The organism is Pseudomonas sp. MBLB4136, from assembly GCF_051904765.1.
Taxonomy (GTDB): Bacteria; Pseudomonadota; Gammaproteobacteria; order Pseudomonadales; family Pseudomonadaceae; genus Aquipseudomonas.
The window spans coordinates 886,660-908,054 of the sequence record NZ_CP196713.1 but is presented as its reverse complement, the minus strand read 5'-3'; the positions used below and the strand labels follow the sequence as shown (position 1 = coordinate 908,054).

18 protein-coding genes are annotated in these 21,395 nt (G+C 66.4%); 7 read left to right on the top strand and 11 right to left on the bottom strand.

Translation table 11 applies throughout. The features are described 5' to 3' along the window. The first annotated feature begins 6 nt into the window (after positions 1-6). The gene (locus ACSX1D_RS04030; protein WP_439861085.1) at positions 7-357 is read left to right on the top strand and encodes a cupin domain-containing protein; all 351 of its coding nucleotides are present in this window, start codon (positions 7-9) and stop codon (positions 355-357) included. A gap of 323 nt (positions 358-680) precedes the next feature. On the opposite strand, the gene ACSX1D_RS04025 is transcribed toward ACSX1D_RS04030, so the two are convergent. The 5 genes from ACSX1D_RS04025 to ACSX1D_RS04005 are packed head-to-tail and all read right to left on the bottom strand — an operon-like array spanning position 681 to position 6,534. Continuing rightward, the gene (locus ACSX1D_RS04025) at positions 681-1,331 is read right to left on the bottom strand and encodes a GntR family transcriptional regulator (protein ID WP_208708569.1); all 651 of its coding nucleotides are present in this window, start codon (positions 1,329-1,331) and stop codon (positions 681-683) included. Further along, positions 1,316-2,455, bottom strand: coding sequence for a mandelate racemase/muconate lactonizing enzyme family protein (locus ACSX1D_RS04020; RefSeq protein WP_439861084.1), 1,140 nt, complete (start codon positions 2,453-2,455; stop codon positions 1,316-1,318). The genes ACSX1D_RS04025 and ACSX1D_RS04020 overlap by 16 nt, the downstream gene beginning before the upstream one ends. After that, positions 2,452-3,588 (bottom strand): mandelate racemase/muconate lactonizing enzyme family protein, encoded by a 1,137-nt coding sequence (locus ACSX1D_RS04015; RefSeq protein ID WP_439861083.1) that lies wholly within the window; start codon positions 3,586-3,588, stop codon positions 2,452-2,454. Before ACSX1D_RS04015 ends, ACSX1D_RS04020 begins: the two co-directional genes overlap by 4 nt. Position 3,589: 1 nt before the next feature. Beyond that, on the bottom strand, positions 3,590-5,149 hold the full coding sequence (locus ACSX1D_RS04010; protein ID WP_439861082.1) for a BCCT family transporter: 1,560 nt from the start codon (positions 5,147-5,149) through the stop codon (positions 3,590-3,592). Positions 5,150-5,202: 53 nt separating this feature from the next. Beyond that, entirely contained in the window at positions 5,203-6,534 is a 1,332-nt protein-coding gene (locus ACSX1D_RS04005; RefSeq protein WP_439861081.1) for an FAD-dependent oxidoreductase, read from the bottom strand. 346 nt (positions 6,535-6,880) lie between these two features. On the opposite strand from ACSX1D_RS04005, the gene ACSX1D_RS04000 reads away from it, so the two are divergent. Continuing rightward, the gene (locus ACSX1D_RS04000) at positions 6,881-7,756 is read left to right on the top strand and encodes a helix-turn-helix domain-containing protein (RefSeq protein WP_439861080.1); all 876 of its coding nucleotides are present in this window, start codon (positions 6,881-6,883) and stop codon (positions 7,754-7,756) included. Between the two features lie 97 nt (positions 7,757-7,853). Then, positions 7,854-10,484 carry a DEAD/DEAH box helicase gene (locus ACSX1D_RS03995; protein WP_439861079.1) on the top strand — a complete coding sequence of 877 codons (2,631 nt, stop codon included), beginning with the start codon at positions 7,854-7,856 and terminating at the stop codon, positions 10,482-10,484. A gap of 175 nt (positions 10,485-10,659) precedes the next feature. Here the strand turns inward: ACSX1D_RS03995 and ACSX1D_RS03990 are convergent, their stop codons facing one another. The 4 genes from ACSX1D_RS03990 to ACSX1D_RS03975 all read right to left on the bottom strand — a co-directional run bounded on the left by ACSX1D_RS03990 (position 10,660) and on the right by ACSX1D_RS03975 (position 15,224). Next, positions 10,660-11,133, bottom strand: coding sequence for a phosphate-starvation-inducible protein PsiE (locus ACSX1D_RS03990; RefSeq protein ID WP_439861078.1), 474 nt, complete (start codon positions 11,131-11,133; stop codon positions 10,660-10,662). A 320-nt stretch (positions 11,134-11,453) separates the two neighbouring features. Beyond that, on the bottom strand, positions 11,454-11,921 hold the full coding sequence (locus ACSX1D_RS03985) for an aminoacyl-tRNA deacylase (RefSeq protein ID WP_439861077.1): 468 nt from the start codon (positions 11,919-11,921) through the stop codon (positions 11,454-11,456). Between the two features lie 235 nt (positions 11,922-12,156). Then, positions 12,157-13,719 carry a DUF3369 domain-containing protein gene (locus ACSX1D_RS03980; protein WP_439861076.1) on the bottom strand — a complete coding sequence of 521 codons (1,563 nt, stop codon included), beginning with the start codon at positions 13,717-13,719 and terminating at the stop codon, positions 12,157-12,159. Next, positions 13,716-15,224 (bottom strand): sensor histidine kinase, encoded by a 1,509-nt coding sequence (locus ACSX1D_RS03975; RefSeq protein ID WP_439861075.1) that lies wholly within the window; start codon positions 15,222-15,224, stop codon positions 13,716-13,718. Before ACSX1D_RS03975 ends, ACSX1D_RS03980 begins: the two co-directional genes overlap by 4 nt. A 194-nt stretch (positions 15,225-15,418) precedes the next feature. On the opposite strand from ACSX1D_RS03975, the gene ACSX1D_RS03970 reads away from it, so the two are divergent. The 3 genes from ACSX1D_RS03970 to ACSX1D_RS03960 all read left to right on the top strand — a co-directional run bounded on the left by ACSX1D_RS03970 (position 15,419) and on the right by ACSX1D_RS03960 (position 17,869). Then, entirely contained in the window at positions 15,419-16,237 is an 819-nt protein-coding gene (locus tag ACSX1D_RS03970) for a substrate-binding periplasmic protein (RefSeq protein ID WP_439861074.1), read from the top strand. A gap of 144 nt (positions 16,238-16,381) precedes the next feature. Then, complete coding sequence (locus ACSX1D_RS03965) at positions 16,382-16,645, top strand: YebG family protein (protein WP_208708557.1); 264 nt, start codon at positions 16,382-16,384, stop codon at positions 16,643-16,645. 90 nt (positions 16,646-16,735) lie between these two features. Next, positions 16,736-17,869 carry an aminotransferase class V-fold PLP-dependent enzyme gene (locus ACSX1D_RS03960; RefSeq protein WP_439861073.1) on the top strand — a complete coding sequence of 378 codons (1,134 nt, stop codon included), beginning with the start codon at positions 16,736-16,738 and terminating at the stop codon, positions 17,867-17,869. Positions 17,870-17,891: 22 nt separating this feature from the next. On the opposite strand, the gene ACSX1D_RS03955 is transcribed toward ACSX1D_RS03960, so the two are convergent. Together ACSX1D_RS03955 and ACSX1D_RS03950 are read right to left on the bottom strand one after the other, a co-directional pair. Further along, complete coding sequence (locus ACSX1D_RS03955) at positions 17,892-18,842, bottom strand: class I SAM-dependent methyltransferase (RefSeq protein ID WP_439861072.1); 951 nt, start codon at positions 18,840-18,842, stop codon at positions 17,892-17,894. A 96-nt stretch (positions 18,843-18,938) separates the two neighbouring features. Continuing rightward, the gene (locus tag ACSX1D_RS03950; protein WP_439861071.1) at positions 18,939-19,853 is read right to left on the bottom strand and encodes a LysR family transcriptional regulator; all 915 of its coding nucleotides are present in this window, start codon (positions 19,851-19,853) and stop codon (positions 18,939-18,941) included. 95 nt (positions 19,854-19,948) lie between these two features. On the opposite strand from ACSX1D_RS03950, the gene ACSX1D_RS03945 reads away from it, so the two are divergent. Next, a complete protein-coding gene (locus ACSX1D_RS03945) occupies positions 19,949-21,388 on the top strand; it encodes an NADP-dependent isocitrate dehydrogenase (RefSeq protein WP_439861070.1) in 1,440 nt (479 codons plus the stop codon). Positions 21,389-21,395: the final 7 nt, after the last annotated feature.

The following is a 21,395-nucleotide window of genomic DNA, read 5'->3' as shown; positions in this document are numbered from 1 at the left end:
AGCGTTATGACCCGTCTGCACGAACGTATCGTCGATTCCCGGTTCTTCAAGCGCCGCAAGGCCACCGAAGACACCAAACGCAAGATCGCCAACTGGGCCACATGGGACTGTGCCGATCCCGAGTTCCAATACGCTTACGCGCGCAGGGTTTCGCTCTATGTGCATCAGGGAAGAGCCGACTTGACCTTCTCGGACGGCGAGGTGGTTGACCTGCAACCAGGCGATTTCCTGACGATCGAGGCGGGCGCCAGCGCAACCTGGAAGATCATCGAGCCCATCCGCAACAGCTACTGCTATCACGATACCTTCGAGTCTGCCTCCCGGCGTGCCAGTCAGGTTCGCATGCAGGACAAGTAGCGCGGCCTGCCCCCCGAAATCAGTTCTGCCCAGAAGTGGTTCTCAGCCGCGAGGGGCCGTTTCCGTTTCTTGGGGGCTCCTCCCGGTGAGCCGCCCTGGGGTTTCGTAGGCGCCCAGGGGCAGCGCCTGGCCGGTTGAGGCCAGTCAAGGCCGGCAGCAGTCGATGCATTGCGGCCAGCCGCAGAAGTTGGCGGACAAGTACTCCTTGTCCACCCTGCCCAGCGCCATTGTCCGGCCGGCCTTGCGGCGGCAAGGAGCTCTCGCAGCGCCTGATGCCGCCCAGGTTCACTACCGAGAAAGGTCGGCCAGCCTCTAGCCTGGGCCTACTTGAAGTGTTCCAGATGCGCCCTGGTGAACTCGTGCAGGTAGTGCATGAGCTCGGCAGAAGCCCCCACGGCGACGTCTTTGTCCTGATCGACCAGGGCGCGCATCTGCTTGATGTACAGCCGGGTGCAGTAGGCCTGATCTTCAGCCGTCGCGTAGTAGCACCAGAAGCGCCGGGAAAGGCCCTGGGTGGTTCTGATGCTCGAGAGAATGAACTCGTTCTTCGAGGAACGCGCCAGGATGTGATGCATGCGCCGCAGCTGGGCCATGAAGCCCTTGCGGTCATCGCTCGCCAGGCTTTCAAGCGCCTGGATCACCTCGCGGATCGGTGGCTTGTCGTCCTCGACCAGTCGTTCGACCGCTTTCTCGATACACAGGCGCTCGATCAGCGCCCGTGGCTCCAGCAGCTTGAGCATGGTCAGCGGGTTGAGTTCGGGGATCACCACGCCGGCGCGCGACAGGCGCACGAGGTTCTCGTTGGCCAGTTCGATCAGCGCCTCACGCACGGGGGTACGGCCCAGGCCGAGGTACTCGCTGATCTCGGTTTCCGTCATGACCGTGCCCGGGGCGAGGCGGCAGTCGACTATCGCCGCCTCCAGTTCGTCATGGGCGATTTCAGCCTTGCTGCGTTTATCTACGGTGTTCTGCATGCGTCGATCAAGTCCCAGTTGAGCTCGAGTCCGAGCCCGTGTGCGCCTTCTTCGAGGGTGATCATACCCTGCTCGTCCGGGCGAAGTGGATTGACCACCAGCTGCCGGCGAAGAAGCGATGGACTGGTCGAATACTCCAGCGGCTCGATGCGCGCCTGCGTGCAGAGGAACTGGGCGTTTACCGCTATGGTCAGGTCGGTGTTGTAGGCGTGGGGCACGATGCGCTTGCCTTGCGGCGCCAGCAGATCGCGAAGCTTCATCACCTCGCTGACGCCACCGAACAGGGTGAGGTCCGGCTGGGCGATGTCGAATGCATCGGCCGCCAGGTAGGGCTGAAATTCCTTGCAGGTGGTGAAGCCAAGGTCGCCCACCCCCACCGGGATGGCGGTCGTGGCGCGCAGCCGCCGATGGTCGTCGAGGTTGTCCGCATCGAAAGGGGCTTCGATCCATTTGAAGTCCAGCGCCTGCAAGGTGTCGAGGAACGGCCCGAGCTGCTCGAAACGGGTGAACTCCATGGCCACGTCCAGCATCAGCTCGATGTCGGGGCCGACGAACTCGCGCAGGCGCTGGAGGTTGCCGATAGCCTTCGCCGGGGCCTGCCACCAAGGCTCGACGCAGATCTTGATGCGCCTGAAGCCCTGTTCCAGGCAGGCGCCGACTTGCTGCTGGAACAGCTCCGGCTCCGCCTGCATCGGGTAGAGGGTGGCGTACACCGGCAGCTGCCTGTGCCTCATCCCGCCGAAGTAGCTGTGCAAGGGCCGCCGTTCGCTGCGCGCGAACAGATCCCACAGGGCGATATCCAGGGCGCTGATGGCATGGATGGCGACGCCGTAGCGGCCATGCCAGTTGCTGCCCTGGTACATCTTGCGCCACAGGCGCCGCGGGTCATCCAGCACTTCGCCGACCAGCACGCTGGCCAGTCCCGAAGACAGGCAGTTGTAGGGCCGCGACTCGATCAGCGCCTTGATCACCTGCGGCGGCGAGTCGGTCTCGCCGATGCCATACAGGCCGTTGTCGCCGCGCACCACGACCAGGGCGTTCTGGTAGCTGCCCTCGAAGCGGACGAAGTCCGCTTGCGGGTCCTGCAGGCAGATGACCTCGACACTGTCGATCCGCACGCTCATTGTCCGCCCCCCAAGCTGAACTGGCGCTGCTGGTAGATGAAGGGTTCCAGCACATCCCAATCCAGCTCGACGCCCAGGCCCGGCAAACCGGTGGGGTGGATGAAGCCCTCGCTGTCCGGGCGAAATACCTGCCGGGCACCCACTTCGTACTTCTCGTAGGGCGCGGCCTGCTCGAAATACTCGCAATTGTCATAGGCCAGCATCAGGTGCAGGTTGGCCGCCTGGGTCAGGGTATAGCCCCAGGACTGCAGCTCCGCCTTCAGGCCCTGGGCGCGGGTTACGCCCATGACCTGGGCCGCGCCGGTGTAGCCGCCGATGCTGGTGACATCGAAGCGGCTGCGGTCCCAGCAGTGGTTCTGCAGGCCGTGCTTGATCAACTGCAGGTTGGGCAGCGAGTTGCCGCCGCTGATCACGTCCAGGTCCAGGGCCGCAGCCAGCTTCTTGTAGCCATCGAGGTCGGCGTCCGGCAGCGGTTCCTCGAAGAACTCCCACTGGTAGCGGTCGAGCAGGCGGCCCATCTGCAGGGCCTCCTGGAAGCCGTAGTTGGCGTCGATATCCAGGCTCCAGCCGATATTGCGCCCGCCGAACTCCTCGTGCAGCGCATGGACCAGGGCGACGTCTTCGGCGAAGACGCAGCGCGGGTGGATCTTGATGGCGTTGAAGCCCTGCCCCAGCATCCGGTGGCAGTACTCGATGTACTCATCGACACCGGCCATGACCGGGCTGGAGGCATAGGCGCGGATCTTGTGCTTGGCGGCGCCGAGCATCTGGTAGATGGGCAGGTTCAGCGCCTTGGCCTTGGCATCGTGCAGGGCGATGTCGAACAGGGACATCGCCAGGTGCTTGAGCGGCACGTACTTGCCGGCCATGGCCTTGGCGATCTGCGGCGCCTCGTACAGCCCCCTGCCCAGCAGGAACGGCGCCATCAACGCCAGGCTATGGAAGGCCGTCTGGTCGAACTCATGCTCGGTATAGGTGGTCAGGCCGGCGATGCCCTGCAGGCCGTCATCGAAGGTCAGGCGAGCGACGATCAGCGCTTCGTACATGGGCCCCAGGTGAGAAGACCAGCTGATCTTCTCGCCGTCCGGGCCAATCGCGAAGATCTCGATGTTTTTCACAATTGGCTGGGTCATATCAGGCGTTGTCTTCTTTGATGAATTTAATGGTGGTGAACATCATCAGCACCATGATCACCATCAGCGGCAAGCCGATGATCACCGAGGTAGTCTGCATGGTTTTCAGGCCGCCCAGAAACAGCAGCGCCAGGGGCAGGATGGCGATGGCGAAGCACCAGAACAGGCGGTTGGAGCGTTGCGGCTCCTGCCCCTCGCCAAGCTGCTTGGTGGTGGCGCAAGCCATCACGTAGGCGGCGGAGTCGAAGGTGGTGGCCAGCATCACGATCCCGGAGACCGCGACCGCCAGCAGCACCAGACCACTCATGGGCAGGGTCTTGAACATCTCGAGAATCGCCGGCGCGACGCCGTTGGTGTTCACCAGCTCGGACAGCGCCAGGGTCTCGGTCATTTGCAGGTTGATGCCATAACCGCCCAGCACGATGTAGAACAGCGCACAGCCGAACGTGCCATAGGTGAGCATGCCGACGATCACCTCGCGGATGGTACGGCCACGGGAAATGCGGGTGACGAACATGCCCATGAACGGCGCGTAGGCCACCCACCAGGCCCAGTAGAACACCGTCCAGGCCTGCGGGAAGCCGCTCTGGTTGACGCTGTCGGTCCAGGTGCTCATGCGGATGTAGTTCTCCACCATATAGCCGAGCGAGTCCATGCCCAGCCCCAGGATGAACTTGGTCGGCCCGACCAGCAGGACGTAGACCACGATCGCCAGGGTAACCACGGTGGCGAAGGTGCTCAGACGCTTGATCCCCTTGGCCAGGCCCAGGCCGCTGCTGACGGTGAAGACCGCGGTGCAGACGAGGATGATCGCCATGTCCAGGTAGATGCTGCCACTAATGCCCAGCACCTCGGCCAGGGCGCCGCCGATCATCGGTGTGCCCAGCCCCAGCGAGGTGGCGGACGCACCCAGCACGCCGAGAATGAACAGGTAGTTGATGAACGTCCCTACAGGACCGTCCACCAGGTCGCCCAGCGCCCCGCGACACGCCTCGCTGATCTTGTAGATGTGTTTCTGGCGCACGTAGTAGATGTACGACATGGCGATGGTCGGCACACAGTACATGGCCCAGGCGGTAGGCCCCCAGTGGAAGATGCCGTAGGCCTGGCCCACGGTGTACATCTCCCTGGTCTTGGCCTCCAGGCCGAACGGCGTCCAGGCGAAGTGGTAGCCCCACTCGGTACCGGCCCAGAGCATCAGGCCCGAGGCGATGCCGGCGAGAAACACCATGGTGCCCCAACCGAACCTGGTGAACTCGGGCGCGGCGTTCTTGTCGGCACTGAGCTTGATCTCACCGTATTTGGAGCAGGCCAGGGCCAGCATAAAGAGCAGTGCACCGAGGCCGACGGCGAGAAAGACGAAGTCGAAGGTGTGGGTCATCCATTTGAAAACGGCATTGATGGTGCTGGCGCCCTCGTCCGGGAACGCCACCAGCGGAATCGCCACCGCGCAGATGATCAACAGGCTGATGATCTGCATCTGCCGGTTGGTTTCGATGGGCATGGCGATGCGCTCGACCGCAGCCTCCTCGGCTGGAATATCCATTGCTTTTATGTTCACTGAAGCACCTCTTGTTGTTGTAGTTGCCACGAATTGTTTGAACAACCGGCCCGTCAACCGGACTGCTGCATCAGGAAGGCCATATGTCCGCCTTCGATGACCTGAAACGCCAGGTCTTCCTTGATCGCCAGGTCCGCCGCCAACGCGGCCGCCCGGCCGTATTCGAAGCACTGCGCGGTGACCCGGCAGCTGGCCAGCGCCTCGTGTTCGCTGCTCAGGCAGCGACCGGCGACGATGAGGTTTCTGCCGACCTTGGGCACCAGGGTGTGGAACGGCACTTCGTAGTAGTCGTCGACCAGCCACTCGGTCTTCGGCTTGGCGCCGTAGTGCAGCTCGATCGGCCAGGATGTTCTGGCGATGGCGTCGCTGAACTTGCGCTTGCTGGTCACGTCGTCATTGGTCAGGCGCGCCACGCCGTCGATGGAGCGGGTCTGGCGCACGCCCACTTCCGTGGCGTAGTCGATGAAGTAGCTGTCTTCGCAGCCCGGCAGGTTGGCCTTCATGAAGTCGAAGAAGGCCTTGGCCTGGTAGATGGAGAATTGCTCCGCCTCGCTATGGTCGACCGGGTCGGTGACGTCCAGCGCACGCTTGTCGAAGCCGGTGATCTTGGTGGCATTGACCAGCAGTTCACCGGGATTGACCGTGGGGAATAGCCAGACCTTCTTGCGCAGCAGTTCGTCCTGGGCTTCCAACATGCTTACCACCTTGGGCGGCGAGATGGTGTCCTGGCCCCAGTAGGCGAGGTACTTCGGCAGGTTGACGTTGCCGACCTTGAACATCATCGAGGGGTTCTGGATGACGCCGTTGTTGCCCTTGGTGGTCTTCAGGCCCATCTTGTAGACCACATCGGCGTCGCCGCTGGCGTCGATGACCTTCCTGGCATACACCGCGGTGAACCCCGACTTGGTGTGCAGCACCATGCCCTTGAGCTCCTCCTCCTCGGCGATCACATCGATCATCTGGGTGTGGTAGAGCACGGTCACCCTGGCCGTCCGCAACATGTCGGTGGCGACCTTCTTGTACTTGGCGCAGTCATGGGTGGCGACCCAGGTCTTGCCGTAGATCTGCGGCTCGGTCAGGCCGCCCTCGCGGTACAGGGCATCGCGAAAGCGCTCGGCGAAGCCAAAGATGATCTGTTCGGGCGTGGCCTTGCTCGGGTCCTCGACCGTCATGTACAGGCCGCAGATGGTGCCGGACAGGCCAGCCACCGCGGCGCCGCCACAGAACCCCAGGCGCTCGATGAGCAGCACGCTGAGTCCGCGCTCGCCGGCGGTGACGGCGGCGGCGATGCCTGCCGGGCCGCCACCGACCACAACGACATCGAAGTGACCGAAGCAATTCAACTCGGCCTTGAATCCGGCGGGGAGATTTCGGGTGTAGGTCATGTCTGCGCTCATCTATCCAAACAATATTTGAAATATATTTTTGATATGCACAATAAACATCGCTTGCGATGGTGCTGTCAATGGCCGTTTATCTGCGATCCATTCGTGCACTCACCCGACCGCGTCGGGCGGCGAACAGGGTCCAGTGATGTCGGAGGTGCAATTGGTCAGCGATGGGCGCTTATGGCACCTGGCGGACAAGACACGTGGAGTGAGGGAACGGGCGCAGATGGGCGTCGGCGTGACGGAGAGAATCCCGCCCCTGGGATGAGCTGCGCTTTTCTCGATCCACAGGCTGGCGGTTGCGCAGCAGTGGCGTAGCATGGCCGGGTCAGAGGAACAATCGATGGCACCACTCGATCAGCTGCAGGTCTTCCAGAGCATGAACAGCTCGCCGCACGCGCGCCTGTTGCGCAGTGCCGCGCTGGGCGACGGGCTGGGGGCGGCGCAGTGGAGCAACCACCACGACTGCCGCGACTACCAGGCGCCGAGCCACCACACCCTGTCCTGCTACCTGGCCGGTGGCACCGGCACCTTCCGCCGTGACCAGCCGCACAGCAAGGGCGGGCCTGACAAGCTGTGCATCCTGCCGGCCGGCCACCAGTCGGCCTGGGTGATCAATGGCGAGATCCAGTTGGCGCACCTGTATGTCAGCCAGGAGCAGTTCGCCCTCGGCGCCGTGCGCCTGCTCGACCGCGAACCGCGCGAGCTGCAGCTGCGCGAGCGCACCTTCCTCGATGATCCGTTGCAGGCCAGCCTGTTCCGCCGCCTGACCCAGCTGGACTGGGACGAGCCCGGCGAGCGCCTGCTGACCAGCAGCCTGGCCCACGAACTGCTCGATCGCGCGCTGCTGTCCCAGGTCGGTCGCCGCGCCGACCTGCGCCTGGCCGGCGGCCTGGCGCCGGTGCAAAGGCGGCGGCTGCGCGAGTACATCGACAGCCACCTGGCCGAGCCCCTGAGCCTGGGCCAGCTGGCCGCGCTTTGCGCGCTGTCCGAATACCACTTCGCGCGGATGTTCCAGCTGAGCTTCGGCCTGCCGCCGCACCGCTACCTGCTCAACCTGCGCCTGGCCCGCGCCCAGGTGCTGTTGCGCCAGAGCGCCCTGCCCCTCGGCGAAATCGCCCTGGCCTGCGGCTTCGCCAGCGCCAGCCATTTCAGCAATCGCTTCCGCCAGGCGTTCGCCGCCACCCCGGGCCAGTACCGCAGCGCATTCGCCGGCTGACGCCCGCAAGCCGGCGCGGCTGTGTCAAAATCATCGGCTGTTCAGCGTTCGGCACCAGCATGCCAAGACTCGACCACCTGCCCACGGGGCTCAGCCGATGAGCCTGGATATTCTGCACCTGCACCAGGACGAGTGGCGGGCGGCCGTCGGCGACGGCGACTTCACCCGCGGCCTCGGCTATGCCCGGCAGGGCCGCAGCCGCCTGCTCAGCCTCAAGGACCATACCCTGCTGGCCAGCTGCCGCGGCTCCGGCGCGAATACCTACCGCCAGCGCATCAGCCTGCATCCGCGCGGCCAGCACTGGGACGTCACCGGCCACTGCGACTGCCCGGTGGGGTTCAACTGCAAGCACGTGGTCGCCGCCCTGCTGACGTTGGAACAGCAACAGCTCGCCGGCATCGACCTGAGCCCGCTGATCGTGCCGAGCAAGGACGCCGAGGAGCAGCGCCTCGAGGGCCTCGCGCCGCAGCCGGTGCTGAGCCTCGGCAGCCACGTGCGGGTGCACTTCGATGCGCGCAAGGGGCGCATGCACGAGCAGACCCAGCACCGCGCCGCCCTGGCCTTCGACTACCAGGGCCACCTGGCCTACGGCAAGGTCGCCAAGGACCTGGTGGTGCGCCAGAGCGCCAGGCTCAACCTGCGCATCGTCCGCGACGCAGGCGCCGAGGCCGCGCTGCGCCAGCGCCTGCTCGGCAGCGGCTTGCAGGTGGCGCTTCGCCAGAGCGAGGCGCTGGCCGAGCACCCCGGCGAGCACTTCGAGCTGCTCGACGAGGCGGCCTGGCTGGCGTTCGTTCAGCAGCAGCTGCCGCAGTTGCGCGCCGAGGGCTGGCTGGTGCGCATGCAGCCGGACTTCCAGTACAACCTGGCGCAGGTGGATGACTGGTACGCCGAGGTCGAGGATGCTCCAGAGCACGACTGGTTCGACCTGGAGCTGGGCATCGAGGTCGAGGGCCAGCGCATCAGCCTGCTGCCGATCCTGCTGCAGGCGATCCGCCAGAAACCCTGGCTGCTCACCGGCGACGCCCTGGCCCAGCGCGCCGATGAGGAGATGCTGCTGGTCAACCTGCCGCACAGCGCGCGGCGCATCGCCCTGCCCTTCGCCCGCCTCAAGCCGCTGCTCGGCACCCTCGGCGAGCTGTTCTTCCGCGAGCCGGACGAACTCGGCCAGCGCCTGCGCCTGGGCCGCGCCGATGCCGCGCGCCTGAGCGGCCTGGAACAGGGTCCGGCACTCAGCTGGCAGGGCGGCGAACAGCTGCGCGGCTTCGCCCTGCGCCTGCAGGCGCTGCCGAGCAAGCGGGTCAAGGCCCCGGCCGGCTTGCAGGCCAAGCTGCGCCCCTATCAGCTGCACGGCCTGGCCTGGATGCAGGCCCTCGCCGAGCTGGAAGTCGGCGGCGTGCTGGCCGACGACATGGGCCTGGGCAAGACCCTGCAGACCCTGGCGCACATCCTCTGCGAGAAGCAGGCCGGGCGCCTCGGCCGGCCGGCGCTGATCGTCATGCCCACCAGCCTGATCCCCAACTGGCAGGACGAGGCGGCGCGCTTCGCCCCCCAACTGAAGGTGCTGGCGCTGCACGGGGCCAAGCGCCGCAGCCAGTTCGCCCTGATCGGCGAGCACGACATCATCCTCACCACCTACGCCCTGTTGCCGCGCGACCTCAAGGTGCTGGGCGCGCAGCCCTACCAGCTGCTGATTCTCGACGAGGCGCAGAACATCAAGAATCCGCGCAGCAAGGCGGCCCTCGCCGCCGGGCAGCTAAGGGCGCGGCAGCGCCTGTGCCTGACCGGCACGCCGCTGGAAAACCACCTGGGCGAGCTGTGGTCGTTGTTCAACTGCCTGATGCCCGGCTGGCTCGGTGACAGCAAGAGCTTCACCCGCGACTACCGCACGCCGATCGAGAAGCAGGCCAACGCCCAGCGCCTGGCGCACCTGCACGGGCGCATCAAGCCCTTCCTGCTGCGCCGCACCAAGGAGCAGGTGGCCCGCGAGTTGCCGCCCAAGACCGAGATCACCCACTGGGTCGAGCTGAGCGAGGCCCAGCGCGACCGCTACGAGACCCTGCGCCTGGCCATGGACCAGAAGGTCCGCGCCGAGATCGCCCGCCAGGGCCTGGCGCGCAGCCAGATCGTCATCCTCGAGGCGCTGCTGCGCCTGCGCCAGGCCTGCTGCGACCTGCGCCTGCTCGGCGACGAGCCGGGTCAGCTGCATAGCGGCGACTCCGGCAAGCTCAGCGCCCTGCTGGAGATGCTCGAGGAACTGGTCGAGGAAGGCCGGCGGGTGCTGCTGTTCTCCCAGTTCACCTCGATGCTCGAGCTGATCGAGGCGGAGCTGCTGGCCCGGCACATCGCCTACGCCAAGCTCACCGGCAGCACCCAGGACCGCCGCACCCCGGTGCAGCAGTTCCAGGCCGGGCAGTTCCCGGTGTTCCTGATCAGCCTCAAGGCCGGCGGCGCCGGCCTCAACCTCACCGCCGCCGACACGGTGATCCACTTCGACCCCTGGTGGAACCCGGCGGCCGAGGCCCAGGCCAGCGACCGCGCCTACCGCATCGGCCAGGACAAGCCGGTGTTCGTCTACAAGCTGATCGCCCGCGGCAGCGTCGAGGAGAAGATCCAGCAACTGCAGCAGGCCAAGGCCGACCTGGCCAAGGGCGTGCTGGAGGGCGGCAGCCAGGCGCAGTGGCAACTGAGCGAGGACGACCTGCAAGCGCTGTTCGCCCCCCTGGACTGACGGATCGGCCCAGCCCGTAGCCCGGAGGAGATCCGGGCACGATGTTTCATCGATCTTTGTCCCGGATTACATCCGGGCTACGGTCAGCACCAAAGGTGTGCAGAGCGCGGCCTCACTGCTCGCCTTCTTTCCGCCGTACCACCGGCCAGGTGGCGGCGCCTGCGCAGCCGGCAGATCAACTGTCCAAAACATTGTCCCCGACCACCTCCCCGTTCGCGTCGATCGCCTTGCTGGAAGGAAACTTGTATGAGGCGAACCGGACCGCCAGGACCGAGAGCGACAGCAGGAATATCCCGCCGCACAGGTAAAGCAGTCCGATATCCGGCGCCTTGTGGTGCGACACGTCACCGATCAGGTAGCGCGTCAGTGCGGTGATCGCGATGTACAGCAAGAAACGGATGGGCAGATGGTTGGTCTTGAAATAGATGCCGACCATCGCCCCCAGCTCGAGGTAGATAAACAGCAAGAGGATGTCGTCTATGCTCGCGTGGCCCTTGTCGAGCATGTCCATGAACGCCATCACGGAGGCCCACGCGGTGGCCGCCCCGATGACGAACAAGCCCAGGTAGTGGAACCCCTCGACCAGCAGATTCCCTATGGAGTTTGCCCCATCATGCATACGCTTGCGGCTGCTTACGGCCCACTTCATCCTCGGTTACCTCAAATCAGTCCAGAAACAGTGACAGCTGGGCTCGCCGGCCAGCAGGCTGCACGAAAACGCCTAATGGGGGCATGAGCCTCGAAACCGCCCCCCAGCAGGGCGTGTGCCGCGCAGCGCTGCACGCCGGCAGGTTGGACGGCGCCAGGTCGAGCCCCCCAAGTGACAATTACTTATGCAGCAACGGGGCCAGCCCGCCGCCGAACGGGCCGGCTCGCGCGAACGATACTAACTGGATGCAGCACGAAGGCTCTGCGGCGCATCGCCGCAGAGTTCAAGAAAGGAGCGCCCTGATCAGGGCGCCGCCCGGGTCACTCGCTGATGGCGCCGCACTGGGCGGTCGGCATGAGCTTGAGGAACTGCTTGGCGCTCATGTGCACCAGTCCCTCATGGTCACCGGACTCGAAGTACAGGTCCTTGACTTCCTTGAGCGACTCGTCGATCACGGTGTCCATCTCGAAGGCGCTGCCCACCGGCGGAATCGCGCCGTTGGCGCAGTCGCTGAAACGCGGGGTGAATTCGTTCTCCCGCGCCAGGCGCCAATGGCGCTTGGTCAGCTTGCGCACCTTGTTGAGGTTGACCTGGCGCGTGGCCGGTACCACCGCCATCAGCCAGTGGCCCTGGAAGTCGTCGAGGATCACCGACTTGGCCATCAGGTGTGGCGGCACGCCGGCACGCCGGGCCGCCTCACGGCTGGTCATCGAGGGGTCGTGCTGGAGCATGTCGTAACGCGAATGATGCTCCGACAGATAGTTTTGCAAACGATTGGCCATGGTCATGCTGCACCTCCTGCCGCTGGCCTGAGGATTGACGCCGGCCCCATCGTCCCGATGAAACCCGCGAGAACCGGTGCTTGCGCCGCCGGTCGTTGTCGCCGCGCGCCGGTTGCGCGCCACGGGCGGCCGCCAACCTCCCTGGCGAGCCTGGCGGCCATCATCACCGCCTCTTTGTCAGTTTAGTGCAGCGAGCCGCCAACGCCGCGCCTCGGGGCCGGATGGAGCATGGCGCCCGGCCCTAGGAGTACTCTTCCGCGGCCACCTCGAGGAAGGCGGCGACCACCTTCGGGTCGAACTGCTTGCCGCTGCGTTCCTGGATGTAGTCCAGGGACGCGGACAGCGACCAGGGTTCCTTGTACGGGCGGCGGTGCATCAGCGCATCGAACACGTCGATCACCGCGACGATGCGCGCCGCCAGCGGTATTTCCTCGCCCCTGAGCCCCTGTGGATAACCGTTGCCGTCGAAATGCTCGTGGTGGCCACCGGCGATCTCGGCGCCGATCGACAGGTAGCTCTGGCCCTCCACCATGCGCGCCGAACGCTGCAGGATGGCCGCGCCGATGCTGGCGTGGCGGCGCATCACCTCGCGTTGCGCGTCGTCGTGCACCCCGGGCTTGAACAGCACCAGGTCGGGGGTCGCGACCTTGCCGACGTCGTGCAGGATGCTGGCCATGCCGACCAGTTCGAGGAAGCGGGGCGTCAGCAGCTCGGGGTAGTCGCCGCGCTCGGCCATGCGCCGGGCGGTGCGCGCGGTCCAGCGCTCGACGCGCAGCACGTGGTCGCCGGTGTCGCTGTCGCGGTACTCGGCCAGATCGGCCAGGGCCACCACGGTCGCCTCCTGCGCGCGGGTCATCTGCAGGTGATGGTGCAGGTTGTCGAAGGCCGAGGCGATGCGGCTGCAGAACACCTCCAGCAGGTCCTTGTCGACCGCGGTCAGCGGCCAGGGCGGGGTGAAGTAGAGGAGGAACTCGTGGCGGGTCTGGGTCGGGATGTAGAGCACCTCGTTGGGGTAGTCATACAGGCTCTGGCGAGTCTCGATCGCCTTCAGCATCAGCGGGTAGGCCGGGTGCTGCTCGTCCAGCTCGTCGTGCTGGGCCATGTCCGCGAAGCTGCCGGTGGCGCCGAGCACCTGCAGGGCCACCGACCCCGAACCGGCGCCGCGGCGCACGCAGAGGATGCCATGGGTGCCGACGTCGAGGATGGCGCCGATCTGCGCCAGTACGCCGGAGGCGAATTCGCGCAACGAGTGCATCTGGTAGAGGTTGGCCGAGCCCTCGAGGATCTTGCTCAGGCCCTGGCGGCTGCGCTCGATGGCCAGCAGGCTCTCGTAGGCGCGCAGGGAGGAAATCACCGTGGTGTAGAGCTTCTGCAGGGTCAGCTCGGTCTTGGCCTTGTAGTCGTTGATGTCGTAGGCGACTATCACCTCCTGCTCCGGCGCCTGCCCCGGCTGGCCGGTGCGCAGGACGATGCGCACCAGCTGGTTGTCCAGTTCCTCGCGCACCCGCTGGACCAGGCGCAGACCGGCGTCATCGGTCTCCATCACCACGTCGAGCAGGGTCAGGGCGATATCCGGCTGGTCCCGCAGCAGGGCATAGCCCTCTTCACCGGAATAGGCACTGAGCAACTCCAGGCCACGCCCCTTGTATTCGATGCCGCGCAGCGCCAGCTGGGTGACCCGGTGTACGTCCGGCTCATCGTCGACTATCAGCAGCCGCCACGGCGCCAGCGGTTTGTCGGGAGCGGCGACGGCGCTGTCGTCCAGCAGCCAGTTGTCCGCCTCGTCAGGATGTTCGTTGCTCACGTCGCCTCCTCCGCCGGGTGCGGGGCCGTGCGCGGCACGTGCAGGGTGAAGCAGGTGCCACTGCCGACCGTGCTTGCCACTTGAATCTGCCCGCCCAGGCGCTGGGTCACAATGTTATAGACCACATGCAGGCCCAAACCGCTGCCGCCGACGCCGCGCTTGGTCGTGAAGAACGGCTCGAAGATGTGCGGCAGGTGCTCGGCGGCGATGCCCTGGCCGTCATCCTCGAAGCGCAGGACCACCCACTCGCCCTCGGTCCGGGCGCTGAGCTCGACCCGCCCCGCCGCGCCGGAGGAGAAGGCATGGGTCACCGCATTGACCAGCAGGTTGGTCACCACCTGGGCCAGGGCGCCGGGGTAGCCGTCCAGCTGGATGTCCGCCGGGCAGCTGTTGCTCACCTCGATCGGCAGGCGCTTGTAGGTCGGCCGCAGGCTCTCCACCACCTCGTCGAGGTAGCGGGAGAGGTTGAATTCGCGCCGCGCCTCGCTAGTCTGGTCCACCGCCACCTGCTTGAAGCTGTGCACCAGATGGGCGGCGCGGTTGGCGTTGGCCAGGATCAGCTCGACGCTCTCGGCGGCGGTGCGCAGGTAGCCCTCGACATCGGACTTCCTGAGCTGCCCGGCCTGCAACTGGCTGTCAAAGCGGCGGGTCTGCTCGGCCAGCACGCTGGCGCCGGTCAGGGTGATGCCCAGGGGCGTGTTGATCTCGTGGGCGACGCCGGCGACCAGGCCGCCCAGGGCCGCCAGCTTCTCCGCCTGGATCAGCGTGGCCTGGGCGCGCTGCAGCTCCTCGTAGGCCCGGCGGATATCGCCCTCGGCCTGGCGCCTGGCATCCAGGTCCTCGGCCAGGCGCCGGGTGATGCGTTTGAAACCGCCGAGCACCTCGCCGAACTCGTCGAGGCGGGTGCTCGGCAGCTCCAGCGACTCGGGCGGACCGCGGTGCTCGGCCGCCTGGTTGAGCGCGTCGCGCAGCCCGGCCAGAGGCTTGAGCACCTGCAGGCGCAGGCTGAGCGACAGCGCCGCGACCAGCAGCACGTCCAGGGCGAGGATCTCCAGGAAGCGCCGCCACACCTGTTCGTTCAGGGTGTCCTGCATGGCCTGGCGCGACAGCAGCACCTGCGTCCGACCGAGCACCTGCTGCTCGTTGCGGCCACGGTTGTACACCGGAAAACTCAGCTGCTCGTAGTCGCCGGCCCGACTGCGCGCCGGCTCCAGCACACCGACCGCGGCCACCTGCTCGCCGTGTTCGCTTTGCACCAGGATGCCCAGCACCGGGGGCTTCAGCTCGGCCGCCAGGTTCTCCTGCAGGGTGGTGGTGTCGAAGTTCCACAACGGGTTGACCAGATTGGTCTGCAGGCGCTGCTGCACGCTGTCGCGGGTGCCCTGGTACTGCTCGAGCAACTGGCTGCGCATGCTCCAGTAGGCCAGCGCGCCGGAACAGCCGAGCAACAGGGTGACCAGCACCACGAACAGCGCATTGAGGCGAAAAGCTATGCTGTTTCTCATCACCTACCCCCGCCGATCCCAGGCGTAGTCAACGGGCACCGGAATCGGCAGCGCGAGAAGGACGGGGTGAAGCCTTAGCTATCACCATAGTTCACAGGGAGTGGATCGGATCGCCTGAGGCGCGCTGGGGCGATGCCTGGCCGAGCCGCCCGCCCCTATCGCCGCCGAATGGCCACCACCGAGGGAACCCGCCGATGCACCACTTCAAGCCCTGGCGAGCCGGCTCGCTGCTCCTGAGCCTGCTGATGCTGCTGGCGCCAATGGCGCCGCGCGCCGATACGCTGGTGACCCTGCTGGTCGACGAGGACTACCCGCCTTTCACCTATCGCGCGGCCGAGGGCGTGGCCGCCGGCATCTACGTCGACGTGCTGCGCGCCGCCGCGCCGCTTCTGCGCGGCTACCGCCTCGAGTTCCAGCCCATGCCCTGGCGCCGGGCGATGACCGAGATCGAGGCCGGTCGGGCGCTGGCGGTGGTTCCGCCCTACTACCGGCCCAAGGAGCGGCCATGGATCAACCCCTACTCGGTGCCGATCCTGCAGGAGCGGGTGGTGGTGTTCTGCCACCACGAGGTGTTTGCCGAGGCGCCGCGACCGCGCTGGCCGGACGACTACCTGGGCCTGCGCTTCGGCAACAACCCGGGCTACCTGTCGGCGGACCCGGCGTTCTGGCGGGCGGTGGATCTCGAGTTGATCGCCGTCGAGGATGCCCCGGGCAACCGGGCCAACCTGCAGAAGCTGCTGCACCGGCGTATCGACTGCTACTTCAACGAACGCCTGTCGATCCTCGCCGAACTGACGCAGATGCGCCGCGAAGGCCGGTTGGCCGACAGCGACGCCACGCTGATAGTCGAGGGCCCGACCATCTCGATGGAGAACAGCTACGTCGGCTTCAGCGCCCGCAGCGGTGGGCGTTTCCCCTACAAACAGGATTTCGTCCGCCAGCTGAACACGGCCTTGCGGCAGCTGCAGAAATCGCAGGAGATCGAGCGGATCGTCCGGCGCTACACCGACTGAATCGCCGTCCGCCCACAGGCGCGGCGCCGGCGCCTTCCGCGCCATGGGCTTTGCAGGCCGACGCGAGTGCATTACACTGCGCCACCACTGTATAAATAAACAGTTTCTAGCAACCCTATCAGCGTGAAGGCGTAGAGGTGATGAATGGCCGTCGAAGTGGTGTACCGCAGCAGTCGAGATCTGGAGCGTTTGTTTATGGATAAGGCCGAAGCCGACCGTCACGACAAGATGCTCGAACTGGCCGAGCTGCTCACCGAGGTGCTGCAGAAGGCGGTGCCCTCGCTGAACGAGCAACAGGGCGAGGAACTGGGCATCTACATGGCGAAGAACCGTGACATCTTCGCCAAGGCCTTCAAGAACCAGCCCGACGCCCTGAGCGAGCTGGGCCAGGACGACAGCGCCGAGTAAGGCGCAGCGGCTGGCACTGGCACAAGCTTGTCATTTGCCCGGGACTGCGGCAGGGTCACCAGACCAACGTCTCTGCCGCAGGAAGCCCCCATGTCGAAGCTCTTCCCCAGTATCGATCCCGACGGCCTGATCGAATATTCGGTGGTCTACACCGACCGCTCGCTCAACCACATGTCGCAGTCGTTCCAGCAGGTGATGAACGACATCTCGCGCACTCTCAAGCAGGTCTACAACGCCCAGGGCGTGGCGGTGGTGCCGGGCAGCGGCACCTTCGGCATGGAGGCGGTGGCGCGCCAGCTGGCGACCGGGCAGCAGTGCCTGGTCATCCGCAACGGCTGGTTCAGCTACCGCTGGAGCCAGATCTTCGAGATGGGCCACATCCCGGCCGCCTGCACGGTGCTCAAGGCCCGCCCGGTCGAGCCTGGCCGCCAGGCCGCGTTCGCCCCCGCGCCCCTCGACGAAGTGCTGGCGAGCATTGCCGCCGAGCGCCCGCAGCTGGTGTTCGCCCCCCATGTGGAAACCGCCTCCGGCATGCTCCTGCCGGATGATTACCTGCGCGCCGTGGCCGATGCCGTGCATGCGGTCGGCGGCCTGTTCGTGCTCGACTGCATCGCCTCCGGGACCCTGTGGGTCGACATGCAGGCCTGCGGCATCGACGTGCTGATCAGCGCCCCGCAGAAAGGCTGGAGCGGCTCGCCCTGCTGCGCCCTGGTGATGCTCAGCGAACGGGCCCTGGCACGGGTCGAGGCGACCCAGAGCAGCAGCTTCGCCTGCGACCTGAAGAAGTGGCTGCAGATCATGCAGGCCTACGAACAGGGCGGCCACGCCTACCACGCGACCCTGCCCTGCGACGCCCTGGCGCGCTTTCGCGACGTGATGCTGGAGACCCAGGCCTACGGCTTCGCCAAGGTGCGCGACGAACAGCTGCAGCTCGGCGAGCGGGTGCGCGCCCTGCTGACCGCCCGCGGCTTCAGCAGCGTGGCCGCCGAGGGCTTCCAGGCGCCCGGCGTGGTGGTCTGCTACACCGACGACGAGGGCATCAAGAGCGGCAGGAAGTTCGCCGCCCACGGCCTGCAGACTGCCGCCGGGGTGCCCCTGCAATGCGACGAACCGGCCGACTTCCAGACCTTCCGCATCGGCCTGTTCGGCCTGGACAAGCTGAACAACATCCAGCGCACCGTCGACACCCTGGAACAGGCGCTGGACCAGGTGCTGAGCGACTGAGCGGCAAAGACCCGCGGGGCGCTCAGCTGGCCGGCGCAGCCAGGCTGAACACCAGCGCCTTGAGCCCGCCCTGCGGATCGACGTCGGCGAATTCGGGGGGATTGTCCAGGCGCTCGACGAAGCGCAGCGCCGGCGCCTGGCTGGCCATCGCCTCGATCAGGTACTGCGCGCCGATGGCTGGATCGTTGAGGCAGGCCAGCACCATGGCCTGCGGCGCCAGCAGGTCGGGCAGGCGCCGCAGCACCTTCTGGTAGTCCTGGGTCAGCACGAAGCTGCCCTTCTGGAAGGAAGGCGGATCGATGATCAGCAGGTCGTAGGGCCCGGACTTCCTCACCTTGCCCCAGGACTTGAACAGGTCATGGCCGAGGAAGCTGACCCGGGCGAGGTCGTGCCGGTTGAGCCGGTGATTGTCCCGCCCCCGGCTTAGCGCGGCCTTGGCCATGTCCAGGTTCAGCACATGCTCGGCGCCACCGGCGAGCGCCGCCACCGAGAAACCGCAGGTGTAGGCGAACAGGTTGAGCACCCGCCTGCCTCGGGCGTGCTCACGCACCCAGCTGCGGCCATAACGCATGTCGAGGAACAGGCCGGTGTTCTGCTTTCGCCCCAGGTCCAACTGGAAACGCAGGCCACCTTCGCTGATCAGCCAATGCTCGCGGGGCTCGCCCAGCAACCACTCGCCGGGGCTGTCCGGCAGGTAGCGGTGCTGCAGCACAATCGCCTGGGCCTGGCTGGCGCGCCAGGCCGCCGACTCGGCCAGCGCCAGCAACGTCCGCCGCAGCCCGGCCAGCTCGTCCGCCTGCGGCTGGCGAAACAGCGCCACCAGCAGCACCCCCTGCAACCAGTCGACGGTGAGCTGCTCCAGGCCCGGCCAGCGTCGCCCGCGGCCGTGCAAGAGCCGGCGAGCCTCGGCCGGCGGCGGATTCAAGGCGTCGAGCAGGTGTTGCTGCAGGGTGTCGAGGGCGGCAGGATTCATGACTCGCATTCACTAAGGCGTGGCCGGCGATTTTAACCGCAGTCAGCGCCCGCCGACGGCCAATCCATCGATCCGGCGGCGGAACCCGGCGCCGCCCTACAGCAATGAAGCGCCCGAACTGACGAAGCGGGAGAACGCCTGCGCCACCGGCGATGGCGGCTTGCTGCGCCAGCGCACCAGGTACCAGCGGTTGGGGATCGGGAACTGCTCCACATCCAACTCCACCAGGTTGCCCGGTGCCGTATGCACCAGGGTATGGCGTGACAGGATCGCAATGCCCAGGCCGGCGGCCACCGACTCCTTGATCGCTTCGTTGCTTTCGATGGTCATGTGCGGCTTGAGGGTCCAGCCGCAGCGGGCGAAATGCTCCTCGATGGCGCGCCGGGTACCTGAGCCGGCCTCGCGGCTGATGAAACGCTGGTCGGCCAGGTCCTCCCAGCGCAGGTTGCGACGCTCGGCCAGCGGGTGGCGGGCCGGGGCGATCACCACCAGCGGGTTGTCCGCCAGGGGCGTGGCCTGGATATCCAGGTGCTCGGGCGGCTGGCTGAACACGTAGAGATCATCGAGGTTGTCCTGCAGGCGCCGGATCACTTCGGAGCGGTTGGCGACGTTGAACTGCACCTCGACATCCGGGTGCGCCTGGCAGAACGGGCCGAGCAGGCGCGGCACCAGGTACTTGGCGGTGGTCACCACGCCCAGGCGCAACTGGCCAGCGGTCAGGCCATGCAACTGACCGAGGCGCATCTCCAGGCGGTCGAGGGTATCGAACAGCTCGCGGGTACTGTGCAGCACCTCGCGTCCGGCATCGGTCAGGTACAGGCGCTTGCCGATCTGCTCGAACAGGCTCAGGCCCAGGGCCTGCTGCAGCTTGCCCAACTGGCTGGACACCGACGACTGGGCCAGGTGCAACGCATGGGCGGCCTCGGTAACGCTCAGGCGCTCGGCCACCTCGCGGAAGATCTCCAGCTGACGGAAGGTGGTCTGGCGAGTGTGAAAACGCAGTCTTTCCATTGCTTATCCGCGATGCTTGTTTGCAGTTAAATCGATTATCAACAATGAAGAATTCTTCCGAGAATAGCCTCGCCCCCCGAAACGACGAGGTTCCCATGTACAAGACGCCCATCACCGTGGCCTACGGCGACGGCATCGGCCCGGAAATCATGCAGGCCACCCTGCAGATCCTCGAGGCCGCCGGCGCGGCGATAGCGCCCGAGGTGATCGAGGTCGGCGAGGCCGTCTACCTGCGCGGCGAGAGCGCGGGCATCGCCCCCGAGGCCTGGGACTCGCTGCGGCGCACCCGGGTGTTCCTCAAGGCGCCGATCACCACTCCCCAGGGCGGTGGCTACAAGAGCCTCAACGTCACCACCCGCAAGGCCCTCGGCCTGTTCGCCAACGTGCGCCCCTGCGTGGCCTACGCGCCGTTCGTCGCGACCCGCCACCCGAGCATGGACCTGGTGATCGTCCGCGAGAACGAGGAAGACCTCTACGCCGGCATCGAGCACCGCCAGAGCGACGAGGTCTACCAGTGCCTCAAGCTGATCTCGCGCCCAGGCTGCCAACGCATCGTCCGCTACGCCTTCGAATACGCCCGCCAGCACGGCCGGCGCAAGGTCAGCTGCTTCGTCAAGGACAACATCATGAAGCTCACCGACGGCCTGTTCCACCAGGTCTTCGATGAGATCGGCCGCGACTACCCGGAGCTGGAGCAGGACTGCTGGATCGTCGACATCGGCGCGGCCAAGCTGGCCGACACGCCGGAGCTGTTCGACGTCATCGTCATGCCCAACCTCTACGGCGACATCCTCTCCGATGTCGCCGCGCAGATCGCCGGCAGCGTCGGCATGGCCGGCTCGGCCAATATCGGCCAGCAGTGCGCGATGTTCGAGGCCATCCACGGTTCGGCGCCGCGGCGCGCCGGGCAGAACCTGGCCAACCCCTCGGGCCTCTTGCAGGGCGCCATCCTCATGCTCCTGCACATCGGCCAGGGCGAAGTGGCCACGCGCATCCACAACGCCTGGCTGCGCACCCTGGAAGAGGGCCTGCACACCTACGACATCTTCGATGCCGAGCACAGCCGTCAGAAACTCGGCACCCGCGAGTTCGCCGAGGCCATCATCGCCCGCCTCGGCCAACGCCCCGAGCGGCTCAAGGCCGTGGACTACCCCGACGACAGCCGCATCACCCTGAAACCGCTGGCCGAGCGCCCGGCCGCGCGCAAACAGCTGGTGGGCGTGGACATCTTCCTGCAGCACAAGGGCCGGGATGCCGACGCCCTCGGCCAGCGCCTCAAGTCCCTTGGCATCCCCGGCCTGCCGCTGTCGGTGATCACCAACCGCGGGGTCAAGGTGTGGCCCAAGGGCTTCCCCGAGACCTTCTGCGTCGACCACTGGCGCTGCCGCTTCCTCGCGGACTCAGGCGATACCCTCGACTTCGGCGAGCTGCTGTCACTGCAAACCCGCCTGTACATGGCCGGCTTCGAGCCGATCAAGACCGAGAACCTCTACAACTTCGACGGCGCACCCGGTTACGCCGCGGTCCACGGCTGAGGGGCAT